This window comes from Oryzihumus sp. JJN4-3R, from assembly GCF_057747915.1.
Map to the genome: position 1 here is coordinate 3,792,259 of NZ_CM173229.1, position 17,456 is coordinate 3,809,714.

Sequence of the window (17,456 nt, forward strand, 5' to 3'; positions counted from 1 at the left end):
CGGGGTGGCCGGGCAGGGCCGAGGGTGGGGCCATGACGTCGCCCTCCGGCCCGGCCACCACGTCCTGGAGCCTGCACCGGGGCGACCCGGCGCCGGTGCAGCAGAGCCCGGTGACGTGCGGCTCGGCCGCGCTCACCGTCGCGCGGATGCTCGCCGACCCGGCGTTCGCGCAGTGGGTCCTGACCGCCTCCGGTGCCGAGCCGGACGGTCAGGGCTTCACCCCACGGGCGCTGTCCCGCTTCGCCGCCCAGGAGCGCGCGACCATGGGCCGCACCAACAGCCCGGTCACCGCCGGGGGAGCGCTCAACCTCCCGTGGCCGACCGCCCTGGGCACGCCCCCGTGGGGCGCGCAGGCCGAGCTGGCCGCGCGCACCCACAGCAGGTATGCCGTGACGCAGCTCAGGTGGGCCGGCCCGGCCGGCCGCGCCGCGGCATACCAGCGCCTGTGCTCGACGCTGACCACGACGCGAGCGGCGTTGCTCTACGTCGGCAACGCATGGCTGCCCCGCCACATCACGCTGCTGCTGCCGCCGGAGGGGGACGAGGCGCTGACCGTCTACGAGCCGGCCCACGGCCTCGTCCGCGCGCTGCCCGAGGGGGAGCTGGCGCAGGGCCGGCTGGGCCTCGCCGGGTGGGACGAGCCCTGGCTGGTCGTGGAGCCGCAAGCCTGAGACAGCAGCAGGCCCCGACCCGGTGGGCGGGTCGGGGCCTGCCGTCGCGGGAGGTCGGTCAGTCCTTGACGACCGGCACCAGCGTCACGTCGCGCACCTCGACGGCCCCGGCCTCGCCGAAGGCGATCTCGCCGGTGATCCGACCGGCGGCCGTGAGGTCCGCCAGGCCGGCCCGCACCCGGTCGAGCTCGGCGGCCGGACCGGCCAGCGTCATCGCGCTGACCTCGGCCCGCATGCCGACCTTGGCCTCGGACTTGGCCTTGCGCACGCCGGCGAGGGCGGCGCCGACCGCCGGCAGGATCGCCGGATCCGCCTGTGCCGCAGCGGTCTTGACGTCATCGGCCTCCGGCCACGGTGCCCGGTGGATCGAGCCGTCGTGCCACCAGGACCAGACCTCCTCGGTGGCGTAGGGCAGGAACGGCGCGAGCAGGCGCAGCAGCACGTCGAGGGCGATCCGCAGCGCGGCGCGGGCCGAGGCGGCGCCCTCCTCGCCGCGGCCGCCGTAGGCGCGGTCCTTGACCAGCTCGAGGTAGTCGTCGCAGAACGTCCAGAAGAACGCCTCGGTGACCTCCAGCGCCCGGGTGTGGTCGTAGGCGTCGAAACCCTTGGTGGCCTTGTCGATCACGTCCGCCAGCCCGGCCAGCATCGCCGCGTCCAGCGGATCGGTCACGGCGGCCGCGAGGTCGCCCTCGACGTCGCCGAAGGACAGTGCGAACTTGCTGGCGTTGAGCACCTTGATCGCCAGGCGGCGGCCGACCTTCATCTGGCCGGTGTCGTAGGCCGCGTCCGTGCCCAGCCGGGCCGAGGCCGCCCAGTAGCGGACCGCGTCGGCGCCGTGCTGGGTGACGATGCCCTCGGGCGTCTCGGCGTTGCCCTTGGACTTGGACATCTTCTTGCGGTCGGGGTCCAGGATCCAGCCGCTGATCGCCGCGTGCTTCCACGGCAGCGAGTCGTGCTCGAGGTGGGCGCGGACCACCGTGGCGAACAGCCAGGTGCGGATGATGTCCTGACCCTGCGGGCGCAGGTCCATCGGGAAGATCTTGGTGAACAGCTCGCGGTCACCGCGCCAGCCGGCCGCGATCTGCGGGGTCAGCGAGGAGATCGCCCACGTGTCCATCACGTCCGGGTCGCCGGTGAAGCCGCCCGGCTGGTCGCGCTGGGACTCCTCGTAACCGGCCGGCACGTCGGCATAGGGGTCGACCGGCAGCTGGTCCGCCGACGGCGTGATCGGGTGGTCGAAGTCGACCTCGCCGTCCGCGCCGATCGGGTACCACAGCGGGATGGCGACGCCGAAGAAGCGCTGCCGGCTGATCAGCCAGTCGCCGTTGAGACCGCCCACCCAGTTCTCGTAGCGCGTGCGCATGAACGCCGGGTGGAACTCCAGCTCGCGCCCACGGGCCAGCAGCTGCTCGCGCAGGTCGGAGTCCCGGCCACCGTTGCGGATGTACCACTGACGCGAGGTGACGATCTCCAGCGGCTTGTCGCCCTTCTCGAAGAAGTTCGCCTTGCGCTGGGTGGCCGTCGGCTCACCGTCGAGGTCGCCGCTCTCGCGCAGCGCGTCGACGATCGTCGTGCGCGCCGAGAAGGTCGTCTTGCCGGCGAGGTCGTCGAAGAGCTTCTTGCCCCGGGCGGAGGCAATCCACTCCGGAGTCTCGTGCTGGATCCGCCCGTTGCGCTGGATGATCGAGCGCGTGGGCAGCTGCAGCTCGCGCCACCACTGCACGTCGGTGAGGTCACCGAAGGTGCAGCACATGGCGATGCCGGCGCCCTTCTCCGGCTCGGCGGCCGGGTGCGCCAGCACCGGGATCTCGACCCCGAACAGGGGTGAGGTGACCGTGGTGCCGAACAACCCGGCATACCGCTCGTCGTCGGGGTGCGCGATGAGCGCGACCACGGCGGGGATCAGCTCGGGGCGGGTGGTCTCGATGTAGACCTTCTCGCCGTCGGGCTGGTGGAAGGCCACGCGGTGGAAGTGGCCGGGGTAGTCGCGGGCCTCGAGCTCGGCCTGGGCCACCGCGGTCTGGAACGTCACGTCCCACAGCCCCGGCGCCTCGGCCTGGTAGGCCTCCCCGCGCTCGAGGTTGTGCAGGAACGCCTGCTGCGCCACGGCGCGCGAGCGGCCGTCGATGGTGCGGTAGCTGATGTCCCAGTCGACCGACAGGCCCAGCGTGCGCCACAGGTGCTCGAAGGTCTTCTCGTCCTCGACGGTGAGCACGTCGCACAGCTCGATGAAGTTGCGCCGGCTGATCGGCTTCTGGTCGGCCGCCTTGACGCTCTTGCCCTCGGCGCCCTGCAGCGGCGGGACGAAGCCCTCCTCGTAGGGCAGTGAGGCGTCACCGCGCACGCCGTAGTAGTTCTGCACCCGGCGCTCGGTCGGCAGGCCGTTGTCGTCCCAGCCCATCGGGTAGAACACCTCGAAGCCGGCCATCCGCTTGTAGCGCGCCACGCAGTCGGTGTGCGTGTAGGAGAACACGTGGCCGACGTGCAGCGAGCCGCTCGCGGTGGGCGGCGGGGTGTCGATCGAGTAGATCTCCTCGCGGCCCTTGCTGCGGTCGAAGGTGTAGGTGCCCTGCTCGCTCCATACGCCCGCCCACTTCTCCTCGAGACCGTCGATGGACGGCTTCTCCGGGATGGTCACGGCGCGCGGTGCGTTGGCAGGGTTGGTCATGGGCCGAATCCTCCCAGATGGCCGGGGGTGGTCACGAACGGGTTTGCCCCGCGGACGCCGGTATGCCGGGTGGCCGGCTCCGCGACGTGCCGGCGGGTGTGCCGGGTGGCCGGGTCAGCCGCGGGTCTGCCCGGCGGTCCGGGTCATGATTCGGGGACCCGGCGGGCGCCCGCCGGGTTGTTGAGGCATCCCGGGGTCTGCCGGGCAGAACAGGGGTCGGCGCGCGACTCGGGGGTCGGCGCGCGGACCACGGGTCGGTCGGCGGCTCAGGCCGGGACCGCCTCCTCGCCCGCGCCGTCGCCGTAACGCTGGAGCAGGCTGGTGCGGCGCACGAGGGAGGTCACCGCGGCGAGCTCGACGAGACCGAGGAGCAGCGCGGCCACGCCGCCCCAGACCAGCGCCACGGTGCGTCCCGTCGAGGTCTGGGCCCCGCCGGCGTCGTGGGTGACCACGAGGCCGTGCCGGTCGACCACCACGTCCACCTGGTCGCCGGGGTGCGCGAACGGGCCGTTGTTGAAGTAGAGCCAGTCGCCGGGCCGTCGGCGGTAGTGCTGGCTGTGGTCATGCAGGGTGAAGAACCCCCGCTGGACACGTCCGTCGGGCAGGACGTAATCCGCCTGCCACATGCCGTTCGAGAGCTCGTGGGCGGCGACCACCCTGGCCGCGTCGACCCGCTGGGCGTCGAAGCTGGCCGAGAGCTGGTCGGCCGCCTGCACGGTGACCGGGCCCACGGCGATCCCCGCGATGACGATGGCCGCGCCGAGGGCGATCGGCAGCCGGGCCGAGGCCTGGCCCAGCACGAGGAAGACGAGCACCGCCGTCACGGCCGTGAGGAAGGCGGGGTACTCGAAGGGCCGGGCCGAGCTGTTGGCGAGGTCGGGGTTGAGCCCCCACCACACCCCGATCGCCAGGGACAGGTGCAACACCACGACCTGGAGGATGCGCCCCCACAGCCGCATCCCCTTGCGCTCAGTGGTCTGGTCGGTCGGCAGCCAGGTGCTCGCGGGCATCAGTGTGCTCCTCCCATGTGGGCGGCGGCGGTGGCCGGGGTGCGTCGGGTCTCAGTCATCGACGTGCCCGGTGGCCAGGTCCGAGGAGCGCACCAGTCCCAGCGGGTCCGAGCCCAGCACGACGAAGCGGACCATGAGGAAGGTCAGGCCGGCGAAGACGACCCCGAAGCCCACCCAGAAGCCGACCGTCTGCCCGGTGACGGTGGCGTCGAGGAACCGGCCGAGCACCCCACCGACGGTGTGCCCGAGCTCGGCGGCCAGGCTGCTGACGAGGAAGACCCCGAGCCACAGCGGCCACGTGCGCCGGACCCGGGCGAGCCGCCCCGGCAGCCTGCCCTGCTCGTGCCCTTCGACGTCGGCGGCCTCGGCCATGACCCCGGCGACCAGGCGCCGCGGCATGACGTAGATCGGCACCAGCGCCAGGAGGAGCGCGAACACGCCGGGCAGGACCACCCGCGCCGGCGTAGTCGCGTCGCGGTTGCGCCACTCGGTCCAGCCGTGGGAGGTGCTGGCCACCAGCCGCAGCCGCTGGCCGGGATGTGCCGCCGCCGGCACCTCGACCGGCACCGGGTGGCCGTCGACCGTTACAGAGAGGTACCCGGTGCCCGGGTAGCCGTAGTCGCGCTGCACCACCACGCCGGTCGCCGCGCGCTCCCCGGGCCAGACCAGCCGCTCAGCCGGCAGGCCCGCGGCGAAGTACGTGACCAGCCCGACCATCAGCACCGCCGGGAGCAGGGCAAGGTGCGAGTATCCCGCGTAGCCGGCTGCCACAGCCCGCGGCAGGGAGAGCAGGCCCACCTCGTGCGACGGGTCGGGGTGCGGCACGGGTTCGCTCTCCGTCTCCACGGACGAGAACCCCGCCCGCGGGCCGCGGGAGAGGTAGGGCACGGAGGGGAAGGTGTGCCGCACCCGCCGCAGCGGCCGACCGTCCGCGGTGCCCAGCACGCGGGCCGTGCGGCGCGCCGTCGCCGGGCCGACCAGCGCCGTCATGACCAGCCCGCAGAGCATGCCCACGAGCACCGACGGCGCCGCGAGGAGGGCCACCACCATCAGGGGCAGCATGGCGATCCGGACATACCAGTCGAGCCGGCGGTCGGTGACCGGCTGGAGGGCGAACCTCGCCAGGTCCACCCACACCCGGGTCCAGCTGCACACCGCGCCGTAGAGCGGCAGGACCGCCGCCGTCCCCCAGCGCACCTGGGACATGGCCGCCGGGACCGAGGCCAGCGTGCCGTCCTCGACAGTCGCCTGACCGGAGCCGGGCAGTACGAGGTAGGTCCGGCGCAGGGCGCGGACGGCCAGCGCCTCCCCGGGCCGAAGGGTCTGGCTCACCCACACCTGGGCGCGCCCGAGGCCCTGTTGGCGCAGGGCTTCCGCCAGCGCCGGGGTCGGCCGGACGGGCACGGCCTGCGAGGCGCCGAGCAGCTTGCGCGAGGCGAGCAGCGTGCCCAGCACCGCGCAGACGGGTCCGGAGGCGATGGCGATGGCCATGGCCCGGCCGTTCCACTGCCAGACCCACAGCGCGTAGACCGGCCCCGCGACGACCAGGGCCAGCAGGTAGCTCCCGATGACCCATGTCGCGACCACGCGCGCGAAACCGAGGACCCTCACGCCTGACACCCCCCGCCACCGGGCCACCCCGTGGCCGGCCCTGACTCGACGTGGGCCGACCCTACCGGGGCCGGCCCCTGTCGGCGCCCGGCGGCTGGGCCGCCAGCGGGCTCAGAGGGCGCGCAGGTACTGCGGCGGCCACGGGGTCGACTCGGGCTGGACCTCCAGCGCCTGCGCGGCGTGCAGCGCCCAGTAGGGGTCGCGCAGCAGCTCGCGCGCCAGCAGCACCGCATCCGCCTCGCCGGCGACGAGAACGTCCTGGGCCTGCTTGGGCTCGGTGATCAGGCCGACGGCGCCGGTGGCGATCCCGGCCTCGCGCCGGATCCGCGCGGCGAACGGCACCTGGTAGCCCGGGCCGACCTCGATCTGCTGGCGCTGGTCGAGCCCGCCGCTGGAGACGTCGACGAGGTCGACACCGTGGTCCTTCATCCGCCGCGCCAGCTCGACGCTCTGGTCGACGTCCCAGCCCTCGCCGGCGGGGAGCCAGTCGGTGGCCGAGATCCGCACGACGAGCGGCAGCCGCTCAGGCAGCTCGTCGCGCACCGCGTCGATCACCTTGAGCGGCAACCGGATCCGGCCCTCGAAGTCGCCGCCGCGCTCGTCGGTGCGCTGGTTCGAGACGGGGGAGAGGAACTGGTGCAGCAGGTAGCCGTGGGCCCCGTGCAGCTCGACCACCTCGAAGCCGGCGGCGACCGCACGGCGGGTGGCGGCACGGAAGTCCTCGACCAGCCGGTCCACGTCGGCCGCGGTCAGCTCCCGCGGCGTCGCGTAGTCGCCGAAGGCCACCGGGCTCGGCGCCACGGTCTGCCAGCCGCCGCGCTCCACCGGCACCGACCCTCGCTCGGGGGCGAACGGCGCGTACGTCGAGGCCTTGCGCCCGGCGTGCGCCAGCTGGACGCCGGCCGTCGCGCCGGCGTCCTTGACCTGCGCCACGATCGGCGCGAACGCCTCGAGCTGGGTGTCGTTCCACAGCCCCAGGTCCTGCGGGCTGATCCGCCCCTCGGGGTTGACCGAGGTCGCCTCGGCCATCACCAGGCCGGCGCCGCCGACCGCGCGCGAGTGCAGGTGCGTGGCGTGCCAGGCCGTCGGCGCACCGGTCGCCGGGCCGGTGTCGGCCGCGGAGTACTGGCACATCGGCGACATCCACACCCGGTTGCGGATGGTCACGTCACGGAGGCGGATCGGCTCGAAGAGGGAAGTCACGTCATGGTCCAAGTGCTTGCGCCCGGGGCCTATTCCGTGACGCCCGCCCCCATGCCCACCTACCAGCCACCCTCGCCGGTATGCCGGGTGCGGGCGCCCGCACCCGGCATACCGGGGGTGCGCAGCCCCTCGTGCGTCTTGTGGCGGAGGTGGGGGCACGGGTGGGGGAGCAGCGTGGAGGCGCCCGGCGGCCCCCTGCCCGCCGGTGCGAGAGGAGACAGTCATGACCGTGATGGTCGAGATGGACATGGCCATGCCGCGAGAGCTGCTCGAGGCGCTCGCCGAGAAGATGGGGGTGCACTCCCACGCCCCCGACGGGCTGGTGACGCACTTCCTGTCCGAGACGGCGGACGGCGTCCACGTCGTCGACGTCTGGGACTCGCCGGAGACGTTCGAGCGGTTCCGGGACAACCAGCTGATCCCCGAGATGATGACGTTCCTGCAGGAGCGCGGGATCCAGCCCCCGGAGCAGCTGCCCGACGCGAAGTACACGCCCGTCTACGACCTCGTCCGCGGCAACTGAGGCCGGGGGCCGGGCGCCCCCCTGACGCCTGACGCGCAGGTTCGTCACCTTCACGCGGGAGATCCCCTGCGCGAACGTGACGAACCTGCGCGTCGACGCGGGGTCGGCGGGTCAGCCCGACCAGTAGACCCGGCCGGGGTTCATCACCCCGCGCGGGTCGAACAGCGCCTTGACCGCCCGCTGCCGGGCCAGCTCGGCCTCCCCGAGCTCCTGGGCCAGCCAGCGGGACTTCAGCGAGCCGACCCCGTGCTCGCCGGTGATCGTCCCGCCCAGCTCGAGCGCGACGGCCACCAGGTCGCCGAACGCCTCCTCGGCGCGCTCGCGGCTGCCCTCGACCGCCGGGTCGAAGAAGAAGCAGGGGTGCAGGTTGCCGTCGCCGCCGTGCCCGGACATGGTGACCTCCACCTGGCGCTTGGCGGCGATCTGCTGCCCGGCGCGGATCAGCTCGGTCAGCCGGCCGATCGGCACGCACACGTCCTCGATGAACCGGTGGCCCTTGGCCTCCAGGGCTGGGTTGAGGGCCCGGCGCCCGGCCAGCAGCGCGTCGGCCTCCTGCACGTCGTCGGCGACCGCGACCTCGGCGGCGCCGGCGGACTCCAGCACCGCGGCATAGCGCTGCACGTCCTCGGCCGTGTGGTCCGGCCGGTCGCTCTGCACGATCAGCGCGGCGGCGCAGCCCTGCGGGAAGCCGTAGTCGGCGATCGCCTGCACCGCGTCGATCGTCGCAGCGTCCATCAGCTCCAGCAGCGAGGGACGGTGCCGCTCCTGGCGCAGGGCGATGATGGCGGCGCTCGCCTGCTCGAGGTCGTCGAAGGTCGCCAGCACGGTCAGCGCCGGGTCGGGCGCCGGCACCAGCTTCGCGGTGACCTCGGTGACCACGCCGAGCGTGCCCTCGGAGCCCACGAACAGCCCGGTCAGGTCCAGCCCGGCGACCCCCTTGGCGGTGCGGCGGCCGGTGCGGATCACCTCCCCGCCGGGCAGCACCACCTGCAGCGCGCGGATGTAGTCAGCGGTGACGCCGTACTTCACGCAGCACAGCCCGCCGGCGTTGGTCGCGACGTTGCCGCCGATGGTGCAGAACGCCGACGAGGCCGGGTCCGGCGGGTAGAACAGCCCCGCCTGCGCGGCGGCCTGCTTCAGGTCGGCGTTGATGACCCCCGGCCCGGTCACGGCGATCCCCTCGAGTGGGTCGACCTGGTGGACCTGGTTGAGCGCCTCGACGTTGAGCACCACGCCGCCCTCGATCGCCACGCTGCCCCCGGCGAGGCTGCTGCGGGCACCCTGCGGCACGACCGGGGTGCCGGTCTCCTGGGCGAAGCGCATCACCTCGACCACGTCGGCCAGGTCGCGGGCCCGGACCACCTCGTAGGTCGCCGGGGCGACCGCGCCGAGGGACTCGTCCACGGCATACGTCGCCTTGACGTCGGGGTCGGTGACCACCCGGGTGCTGACCGATGCGGGGAGTGCTGCCACGGCCTTCACCCTATGCGCGCCCCGGCCGGCCGGCGCGGGCGAACGACGTCGCGACGCCGGCGGCGACTGCCCTAGACTGGCGCGCACAGGCGTCGACCCGGCCATCACCGGCGAGCCTCCGGAAGAAAGGGCCCGCGAGGGCCTGACTAGAACCGGACGGGTGGGCCCGTCACAGCCTCTGACCAGAGCGGTCGTATGCCGCGCCCCACCACCGGGGGCGGCTGCGGCAAGCGAGGTGGTACCGCGGTGCCGCCCGGACGGATCCGGGTGACGTCGTCCTCGTGAGACAGACGGCCACGAGCCGGCAGCTTTCGAGGAGATGGAGACGCGGCGATGACCTACCCCAAGGTCGACTTCCTGCAGCCCGAGTCCGACGACGCGACCGCGCGCCCCCAGGGTGTCGCCGCGAGCCCCCGCTTCCCCGAGATCGAGGAGCGGATCCTCAAGTACTGGGCCGCCGACGGCACGTTCCAGGCCTCGGTGGAGAACCGCCCGGCCGGCGAGGACGGCGCGAACGAGTTCGTCTTCTACGACGGCCCGCCGTTCGCCAACGGCCTGCCGCACTACGGCCACCTGCTCACCGGCTACGTCAAGGACCTCATCCCGCGCTACCAGACGATGCGCGGGCGCCGGGTCGAGCGCCGCTTCGGCTGGGACACCCACGGACTGCCGGCCGAGCTCGAGGCGCAGCGCAAGCTGGGGCTGAAGACCAAGGCCGACATCCTCGACCTGGGCATCGAGGCGTTCAACGCCGCCTGCCGCGAGTCGGTGCTGCAGTACACCCACGAGTGGGAGGCCTACGTCACCCGCCAGGCGCGCTGGGTCGACTTCGAGAACGACTACAAGACGCTCGAGCCCGACTACATGGAGTCGGTCATCTGGGCGTTCAAGACGCTCTTCGACAAGGGCCTGGTCTACGAGGGCATGCGCGTCCTGCCCTACTGCTGGAACGACGAGACGCCGCTGTCCAACCACGAGCTGCGCATGGACGAGGACGTCTACCAGCAGCGCCAGGACCCTTCGGTCACCGTCGCCGTGACGCTGGACTCCGGCGAGAAGCTGCTCGCCTGGACGACCACGCCGTGGACCCTGCCGAGCAACCTGGCCATGGCCGTCGGCCCGGACGTCGACTACGTCACCGTCGAGCACGAGGGCTCGCGCTACGTCCTCGCCGAGGCCCGCCTGGCCGCGTATGCGCGGGAGCTGGGTGAGGACGCCGGCGAGCGGATCGTGGCGCGCCACAAGGGTTCCGAGCTGGTCGGCCGGCGCTACACCCCGATCTTCGACTTCCTCACCGACACCGCCGTGTGGGGCACCGAGAACGCCTGGCAGGTCATCCAGAGCGACCACGTCACCACCGACGACGGCACCGGCGTGGTGCACATGGCCCCGGCCTACGGCGAGGACGACCAGAAGGCGTGTGAGGCCGTCGGCATCCCGACCATCCTCACCGTCGACGAGGGCGCGAAGTTCACCGCCGCCGTGCCGCCCTACCAGGGCATGCAGGCGTTCGAGGCCAACCGCCCGATCATCAACGACCTCAAGGCATCCGGGCTGCTCGTGCGCGAGGAGTCCTACGTGCACTCCTACCCGCACTGCTGGCGCTGCCGGAAGCCGCTGATCTACAAGGCGGTCTCCAGCTGGTTCGTCGAGGTCACCAAGATCAAGGACCGCATGGTCGAGCTCAACGAGCAGATCACGTGGGTGCCCGAGCACGTCAAGCACGGGCAGTTCGGCAAGTGGCTGAGCAACGCCCGCGACTGGTCGATCAGCCGGAACCGCTTCTGGGGCAGCCCGATCCCGGTGTGGAAGTCCGACGACCCGAACTACCCGCGCGTGGACGTCTACGGCTCCTTCGCCGAGCTCGAGCGCGACTTCGGCGTGGAGGTCACCGACCTGCACCGGCCGTTCATCGACGAGCTGACCCGGCCCAACCCCGACGACCCTACGGGCCGGTCGACGATGCGCCGCGTGCCGGACGTCCTCGACGTGTGGTTCGACTCCGGGTCGATGTCCTTCGCCCAGGTGCACTACCCGTTCGAGAACGCCGACTGGTTCGAGGACCACTTCCCCGGCGACTTCATCGTGGAGTACATCGGCCAGACCCGTGGCTGGTTCTACACCATGCACGTCCTCGCGACGGCGCTGTTCGACCGGCCCGCGTTCCAGGCCTGCGTCAGCCACGGCATCGTCCTGGGCAACGACGGCCAGAAGATGAGCAAGTCGCTGCGCAACTACCCGGACGTCTCCGAGGTGTTCGACCGCGACGGCGCGGACGCGATGCGCTGGTTCCTCATGAGCAGCCCGATCCTGCGCGGTGGCAACCTCGTCGTCACCGAGCAGGGCATCCGCGACGGGGTGCGCCAGGTGCTCATCCCGCTGTGGAACGCCTGGTACTTCTTCTCGCTCTACGCCAACGCCGCGGGCGGTGGCGAGGGCTACGAGGCGCAGTGGTCCACCGGCTCCGAGGACGTGCTCGACCGCTACCTGCTGGCCAAGCTGCGCCGGCTGGTCGAGGACGTGCAGGAGCAGCTCGACACCTACGACGTGGCCTCGGCCTGCGACACGGTGCGCGGCTTCCTCGACGTGCTCACCAACTGGTACATCCGCCGCTCGCGCGAGCGCTTCTGGGACACCGCCGGTGACGGCTCGGCTCAGGCGGCTTTCGACACGCTCTACACCACCCTCGAGGTGCTCACCCGGGTCGCGGCACCGCTGCTGCCGTTCACCGCCGAGGAGATCTGGCGCGGGCTGACCGGCGGCCGCTCGGTGCACCTGACCGACTGGCCGGTGGCCTCGGACCTGCCGGCCGACGACGACCTCGTCACGGCGATGGACCGGGCCCGCGACATCTGCTCGACGGCGCTCGGCCTGCGCAAGGCCAACGCGCTCCGGGTGCGGCTGCCGCTGCAGGACCTCACCGTCGTCACCGAGGACGCGAAGGCTTTGGAGTCCTTCGGCGCCGTCGTGGCCGACGAGGTCAACGTTCGCACGGTGACCCTGGTCGACGTGGCGGCCGCGAGCGAGGCCGACTTCGGCATCTCGCAGAAGCTGACCGTCAACGCCCGCGCCGCCGGACCGCGCCTGGGCAAGCAGGTGCAGGTCGCGATCAAGGCGAGCAAGTCCGGTGACTGGTCGGTCGGCGACGACGGCACTGTCGTCGCCGGCGGCCTGCCGCTGGAGGAGGGGGAGTACACCCTCGAGACGGTCGTGGCCGAGGACGGCCACGGAGAGGGCAGCCGGGCTACCGGCATGCTCCCCGGCAGCGGATTCGTCGTGCTGGACACCACGGTCACCCCCGAGCTGGCGGCCGAGGGCCTGGCCCGCGACGTGGTCCGCGCCGTGCAGCAGGCCCGTCGCGACGCCGGCCTGGACATCAGCGACCGGATCAGCCTGACCGTCACCGGGGACCAGGAGGTCTGGGAAGCCACCGTGGCGCACCAGGCCCTCATCGTGGAGGAGACGCTGGCCACCCAGTTCGGCTCGGCGCCCGACCTGGCGGCGCTGCCGCCGGGCGAGGGTGTCGTGGAGACCACCGTCGGCGACGGCCAGGCCGTCCGCATCCTGGTGAAGAAGCTCTGATGGCGCCCTCGTCCGGCCGCCCCGACGCGGCCCAGCAGCACGCCGCCGAGCAGCTCGAGCTGCGCAAGCGGATGCGCGAGGTGGAGGAGGCCATCCTCGCCCGCACGCCCGAGCACGACCTCGAGCCCTCCCTGGACCGCATCGCCGCGGTGATGGAGCTGCTCGGCGACCCGCAGAGGTCGTTCCCGGTCATCCACGTCACCGGCACCAACGGCAAGACCTCCACGACGCGGATGATCGAGCGCCTGCTGCGCGAGGCGGGCCTGTCCACCGGGCGGTTCACTTCGCCGCACCTGCACGACATCCGCGAGCGGATCGCCCTGAACGGCAGCCCGATCCCGGCCGAGAAGTTCATCGCGGCCTACGAGGACGTGCTGCCCTACATCGAGATGGTCGACGCCCGGTCGGCCGACGAGGGCGGCCCAAGGATGACCTACTTCGAGGTCGTCGTCGCGGTCGCCTACGCCGCGTTCGCCGACGCCCCGGTCGACGTGGCCGTCGTCGAGGTCGGCATGGGCGGGTCCTGGGACGCCACCAACGTCGCCGACGGCACGGTCGCCGTGGTCACGCCGATCGCCCTCGACCACGAGCGCTTCCTCGGTTCCTCGGTCGAGGACATCGCCACCGAGAAGGCCGGGATCATCAAGGAGGGCGCCATCGCCGTCGTCGGCGTCCAGGAGCCCGAGGTCGTCGAGATCCTGCGCGAGCGGGCCGCGGAGGTCGGCGCCACCACGGCGCTCGAGGGCCAGCAGTTCGGTGTGCTCGCCCGCGACCTCGCGGTCGGTGGCCAGCAGGTCTCCGTCCGGGGGCTCTCCGGTGACTACAACGACCTCTTCCTGCCGCTGCACGGCCCCCACCAGGGGCACAACGCGGCCATCGCGCTAGCGGCCGTCGAGGCCTTCATCGGTGGGGGCGAGCAACCGCTCGACATCGACGTGGTCCGCGCCGGCTTCGCCGAGATGTCGTCCCCGGGTCGGCTGGAGATCGTGCGCCGCTCGCCCACGGTCCTGGTGGACGCCGCGCACAACCCGGCCGGTGCGGTCGCCCTGCGCGACGCCCTGGAGGACTCGTTCAACTTCGCCCGGATCATCGGGGTCATCGCCGTGCTGGCCGACAAGGACGCCACGCAGATGCTCGAGATCCTCGAGCCGGTGCTCGACGAGGTCGTCCTCACCCGCACGACCTCACCCCGGGCGATGAGCCCGAGGTCGCTGGGTGACCTCGCCACGGAGATCTACGGCGAGAACCGCGTCACGGTGGTCGACAGCCTGCCCGAGGCGCTGGACCGGGCCGCCGGCCTGGCCGACGAGGGCGGTGTCGCCGGCGGTGTGCTCGCCACCGGGTCGATCACGACCGCGGCCGAGGTGCGCATGCTGCTGGGAGTCACCGAGGCCTGAGAGACGGCCGGGCCCACGGACTGCACCACGGTCCGTGGGTCCGACCCGTCGGCCCGGACCCATGACCCGTCGGCCCGGACCACGGGTCGACGCGGCTCACGGCAGGGGAGCGAAGCCCGGGATGTTCCTGCCCAGCCACGTCAACGCCCCGGGCAGCAGTCCCTGCCAGAGGCTGACCCGGTGGCCCGCGTGCTGCAGGACCACGGCGTTGACGGCCAGCGGCGGCCGGGTCACCTTGAGCAGGGCCGCACTGGACCCGTACGACACGGGGTCGGCGTGGGAGGTCTCCAACCACAGGGCCACCGGTGGCGGCCGCCGGGCGGTCAGGGCCACGAGGTCGTACCGGCGGGACAGGGGGCTGCCCGGCCGGTACGCCTCGTACGCCGGGCCGAACTCGGGCCGGAAGTAGCCGCCGAGGACGATCGCGGCGGCGTACTGCGCCGGGTGCAGCATCGTCGCCATGGCTGCGCACCAGCCGCCCGCGGACAGCCCGATGGTGGCCCACGACGAGCGGTCCAGCCGGGTGCGGAAGCTGGCCGCCAGCCAGTTGGGCACGTCCCGCGTCACCCAGGTCTCGAGCTGGGGTCGACCGGCGCTGCCGTTGACGCACTCGGTGTCGACCCCCGAGGGCACCTCCAGCTGGGGGGAGACGATGATGGCGGGTCGCATCCGGTGGGCGGCGACCTCCTGCGCCATGACCTGGCCGAGGTTCATGCCCTGCACCCACGAGAACGGCGAGCCGGGGTAGCCGTGGAACGCCTCCACCACCGGGTACCGCACCCGCGCGTTGGCCGGCGCCCCGTAGCCGGGCGGCAGCTGCACCACGATGCTGCCGGTGATGCCGCTCAGGGCCCCGTGGACCTGGTAGACCAGGGCACCGGAGCCCACGGTGGTCGGCGGCCCGGCCACCCCATGAGCCGGTGCCGTCGCCGCCGGCCCCGCCACGTACCGGGATGCCGCCTGCGCCGCGGAGGTCCCCCGCTGCAGGGCCGTGGTGGTGACCGTGCCGCTGATGGCGCCCTTGAGGTCGACCCAGTCGGCGAAGAACAGGAACTGGGCGTTGAGCTGCGTCGCCGCTGTGAGCAGCACCAGCAGGTTCACCCCCAGCAGCATCCCCACGCGCGCCAGCACCCGACCGGGGGTGCGGCCGGACAGCCGTGGCCACACGACCACCGTGACGACGAACGCCAGCGCCGTGACCCCGGCGACCAGCCCCAGGAACAGCCCACCCGTCAGTCCCATGACCGCACGCCACCTCGCCTCGGGTCTCACGCCAACCTGCCGCCGCCCAGAGGCTGCCCGCCGTGGCTGAGTGCACGCTGGATGCGGGCTGGGGATCCCCGGCGGTCTGCCAGCCCGGAGCGCAACGTGGAGGGTTGTCCGGGTCAGGACCCCGACAACCCTCCACGCTGGGGGCGTGGGGGAGACTGGAGCCGTGATCCGCTCCCTCGTGCTCTACGGCGTCCCCGAGAAGATGACCCGGCGGCTGGCCGCCACCGTCGTCGGCAGCCAGGGGCTCGCCGTCTTCTTCGGTGCCCTGGTCGCCCGTGCGATCGCGGCGGCGCAGGGCACGTCGAGCTCGGGCACCTTCATGGCGGTCGGCAGCGTCATCGCCGTGCTGTGCATCCTCGATGCCGGCCTGCTCCGTCGCCCCTGGGGGATCACGCTCGGCTGGCTGCTCCAGGTCGCGACGCTGCTCTCGGCGCTCGTCGTGCCGATGATGCTCATCGTGGGGCTGATCTTCGGGGCGCTGTGGGTCACCGCCCTCGTCCAGGGCGCCAAGATGGACGCCCTGACCCGCGCCCACGCGGCCCGAGAGGCCGAGGCCGGCTCGGCCGCACCGCCTACCGATCGGTAGGCTCCGGCCCATGACTGAGCGTTCACTTGTGCTGGTGAAGCCCGACGGGTTCAAGCGCGGACTCTCCGGTGAGGTCCTGCGCCGGATCGAGGCCAAGGGCTACACGCTCGTGGCCCTGTCGATCTTCGTGCCCGACCAGGACCGGCTGGCCCTGCACTACGCCGAGCACGAGGGCAAGCCCTTCTACGAGCCGCTGGTGGAGTTCATGTCCAGCGGCCCCGTCACCGCGGCCGTCATCGAGGGCGAGCGCTGCATCGAGGGCTTCCGCGCCCTCGCCGGCGCCACCGACCCGAGCACGGCGCTGCCCGGCACCATCCGTGGCGACCTCGGCCGCGACTGGGGCCTGAAGGTCCAGCAGAACATCGTCCACGGCTCCGACTCCCCGGAGTCTGCCAAGCGCGAGATCGAGATCTGGTTCCCCGGGCTCGCCTGAGCCCCGCCTGACCACGAAGGCCCGCCCCGGACGTCCGGGGCGGGCCTTTCGCATGCGGTGCCGGTATGCCGGGCAGGCGGCCACGCGGCATACCTGCGTCGGGTGCAGGTTGCCAAGGTCGCAGGCCGGTCCTTGACTGGCGACGGCGGAGGGGCTCGGTGTCGGAGGCGCACCGGGGCCGGCTCGCCGGGAGGTGACGGGGCATGGCGACACGACCGGAGTCCGTGAGCAGGGACCAGGACGCGGCGGCCCTGGCGGTCCGCGTCGGCGGCCTGCCTGGCCCCGACCGGGCGATGAGACGGTCCGCGGCGGCCGCGGGGGTGCTCGGCGTGCTGGTCGTGGTCGCCATGGACCAGCTGCACCCGGGGAAGGCGCCCCCCAACGACAGCGCCGCGTCCTTCCTCGAGTACAGCCGGTCGAGCGCGTGGACCGCCGTGCACATCGGCCAGTTCACCGGCGCGCTGCTGCTGTCGCTGATGCTCCTGACCCTCGCCCGCCTCGGCACCGTGCGCCGGGGGGCCGTCGGAGTCCTCGCGACCGTCGGCGGCTTCGCCGCGATCCTCTACGCGGCGGTGTTCGCCGTCCAGATGGCCGTGGACGGCGTGGCGCTCAAGGGAGCGGTCCACCGCTGGGTCACGGCCCCCAACCCGACGGCGAAGGATGCCGCCTTCCTCACCGCCTCCGCGGTCCGGGACGTCGAGAAGGGGCTGGCCGGGTTCTTCCAGATGCTCGGCGGGACGTCGCTGTTCGCCCTCGGCCTGGCCATCGTCCTCGGGCACCTCGTGCCCAGGTGGCTGGGGTGGGTGGCGGTCGTGGCCGGCGCCGGTCTCGCGGGCGGAGGGGTGCTGACCGCACACACCGGGTTCTCCTCCACGGCCTCGGCCGTCCTCCTGGTGCCGAGCGTTCTCCTGCTCGTCTTCGTGCTCGGCGCCAGCGTGGCCCTGTGGCGCGGTCCCGGGACGATCCCGGCCCCGACCCCTGGTGCCACGTGACCCCCGTCGGCGCCACGGGTCCCGGCTGAGCGGCG

At 72.8% G+C, this 17,456-nt stretch carries 13 protein-coding genes; 7 read left to right on the forward strand and 6 right to left on the reverse strand.

What is annotated here, in order from left to right; translation table 11 throughout:
* The first annotated feature begins 32 nt into the window (after positions 1 to 32).
* Positions 33 to 671 carry a hypothetical protein gene (locus AC3ANM_RS18110; RefSeq protein ID WP_488285804.1) on the forward strand — a complete coding sequence of 213 codons (639 nt, stop codon included), beginning with the start codon at positions 33 to 35 and terminating at the stop codon, positions 669 to 671.
* Positions 672 to 729: 58 nt separating this feature from the next.
* On the opposite strand, the gene valS is transcribed toward AC3ANM_RS18110, so the two are convergent.
* From valS to AC3ANM_RS18130, 4 genes are all read right to left on the reverse strand, one after another.
* Positions 730 to 3,339: a valine--tRNA ligase gene (valS, locus tag AC3ANM_RS18115; protein WP_488285805.1), complete on the reverse strand. Its 2,610-nt coding sequence runs from the start codon at positions 3,337 to 3,339 to the stop codon at positions 730 to 732.
* Positions 3,340 to 3,605: 266 nt separating this feature from the next.
* Positions 3,606 to 4,349, reverse strand: a complete 744-nt coding sequence (locus AC3ANM_RS18120) for a hypothetical protein (RefSeq protein WP_488285806.1) — start codon at positions 4,347 to 4,349, stop codon at positions 3,606 to 3,608.
* A gap of 51 nt (positions 4,350 to 4,400) precedes the next feature.
* Complete coding sequence (locus tag AC3ANM_RS18125; RefSeq protein WP_488285807.1) at positions 4,401 to 5,960, reverse strand: hypothetical protein; 1,560 nt, start codon at positions 5,958 to 5,960, stop codon at positions 4,401 to 4,403.
* A gap of 111 nt (positions 5,961 to 6,071) precedes the next feature.
* Positions 6,072 to 7,163 (reverse strand): NADH:flavin oxidoreductase/NADH oxidase, encoded by a 1,092-nt coding sequence (locus AC3ANM_RS18130; RefSeq protein WP_488285808.1) that lies wholly within the window; start codon positions 7,161 to 7,163, stop codon positions 6,072 to 6,074.
* Between the two features lie 223 nt (positions 7,164 to 7,386).
* Between AC3ANM_RS18130 and AC3ANM_RS18135 the strand changes: the two genes are divergently transcribed.
* Positions 7,387 to 7,686 carry a hypothetical protein gene (locus tag AC3ANM_RS18135; protein WP_488285809.1) on the forward strand — a complete coding sequence of 100 codons (300 nt, stop codon included), beginning with the start codon at positions 7,387 to 7,389 and terminating at the stop codon, positions 7,684 to 7,686.
* A gap of 111 nt (positions 7,687 to 7,797) precedes the next feature.
* Here the strand turns inward: AC3ANM_RS18135 and AC3ANM_RS18140 are convergent, their stop codons facing one another.
* Positions 7,798 to 9,159, reverse strand: a complete 1,362-nt coding sequence (locus tag AC3ANM_RS18140; protein ID WP_488285810.1) for an FAD-binding oxidoreductase — start codon at positions 9,157 to 9,159, stop codon at positions 7,798 to 7,800.
* A gap of 333 nt (positions 9,160 to 9,492) precedes the next feature.
* On the opposite strand from AC3ANM_RS18140, the gene ileS reads away from it, so the two are divergent.
* A complete protein-coding gene (gene ileS / locus AC3ANM_RS18145; protein ID WP_488285811.1) occupies positions 9,493 to 12,741 on the forward strand; it encodes an isoleucine--tRNA ligase in 3,249 nt (1,082 codons plus the stop codon).
* Positions 12,741 to 14,138, forward strand: coding sequence for a bifunctional folylpolyglutamate synthase/dihydrofolate synthase (locus AC3ANM_RS18150; RefSeq protein WP_488285812.1), 1,398 nt, complete (start codon positions 12,741 to 12,743; stop codon positions 14,136 to 14,138). The genes ileS and AC3ANM_RS18150 overlap by 1 nt, the downstream gene beginning before the upstream one ends.
* A gap of 96 nt (positions 14,139 to 14,234) precedes the next feature.
* On the opposite strand, the gene AC3ANM_RS18155 is transcribed toward AC3ANM_RS18150, so the two are convergent.
* Entirely contained in the window at positions 14,235 to 15,380 is a 1,146-nt protein-coding gene (locus tag AC3ANM_RS18155; RefSeq protein ID WP_488285813.1) for an alpha/beta hydrolase, read from the reverse strand.
* 193 nt (positions 15,381 to 15,573) lie between these two features.
* Here AC3ANM_RS18155 and AC3ANM_RS18160 point away from each other — a divergent pair, with 193 nt between their 5' ends.
* From AC3ANM_RS18160 to AC3ANM_RS18170, 3 genes are all read left to right on the forward strand, one after another.
* A complete protein-coding gene (locus AC3ANM_RS18160; RefSeq protein ID WP_488285814.1) occupies positions 15,574 to 15,996 on the forward strand; it encodes a DUF4233 domain-containing protein in 423 nt (140 codons plus the stop codon).
* A 10-nt stretch (positions 15,997 to 16,006) separates the two neighbouring features.
* Entirely contained in the window at positions 16,007 to 16,429 is a 423-nt protein-coding gene (ndk, locus tag AC3ANM_RS18165; RefSeq protein ID WP_488285815.1) for a nucleoside-diphosphate kinase, read from the forward strand.
* A 203-nt stretch (positions 16,430 to 16,632) separates the two neighbouring features.
* A complete protein-coding gene (locus AC3ANM_RS18170) occupies positions 16,633 to 17,421 on the forward strand; it encodes a hypothetical protein (protein ID WP_488285816.1) in 789 nt (262 codons plus the stop codon).
* The last annotated feature ends 35 nt before the right edge of the window (positions 17,422 to 17,456 follow it).

Excerpts from the sequence above, each read along its gene's own strand:
- AC3ANM_RS18110 (WP_488285804.1), top strand. The coding sequence starts at position 33 with ATGACGTCGCCCTCCGGCCCGGCCACCACGTCCTGGAGCCTGCACCGG.
- valS (WP_488285805.1), bottom strand. The coding sequence starts at position 3,339 with ATGACCAACCCTGCCAACGCACCGCGCGCCGTGACCATCCCGGAGAAG.
- AC3ANM_RS18120 (WP_488285806.1), bottom strand. The coding sequence starts at position 4,349 with ATGCCCGCGAGCACCTGGCTGCCGACCGACCAGACCACTGAGCGCAAG.
- AC3ANM_RS18135 (WP_488285809.1), top strand. The coding sequence starts at position 7,387 with ATGACCGTGATGGTCGAGATGGACATGGCCATGCCGCGAGAGCTGCTC.
- ileS (WP_488285811.1), top strand. The coding sequence starts at position 9,493 with ATGACCTACCCCAAGGTCGACTTCCTGCAGCCCGAGTCCGACGACGCG.
- AC3ANM_RS18150 (WP_488285812.1), top strand. The coding sequence starts at position 12,741 with ATGGCGCCCTCGTCCGGCCGCCCCGACGCGGCCCAGCAGCACGCCGCC.
- AC3ANM_RS18155 (WP_488285813.1), bottom strand. The coding sequence starts at position 15,380 with ATGGGACTGACGGGTGGGCTGTTCCTGGGGCTGGTCGCCGGGGTCACG.
- ndk (WP_488285815.1), top strand. The coding sequence starts at position 16,007 with ATGACTGAGCGTTCACTTGTGCTGGTGAAGCCCGACGGGTTCAAGCGC.
- AC3ANM_RS18170 (WP_488285816.1), top strand. The coding sequence starts at position 16,633 with ATGGCGACACGACCGGAGTCCGTGAGCAGGGACCAGGACGCGGCGGCC.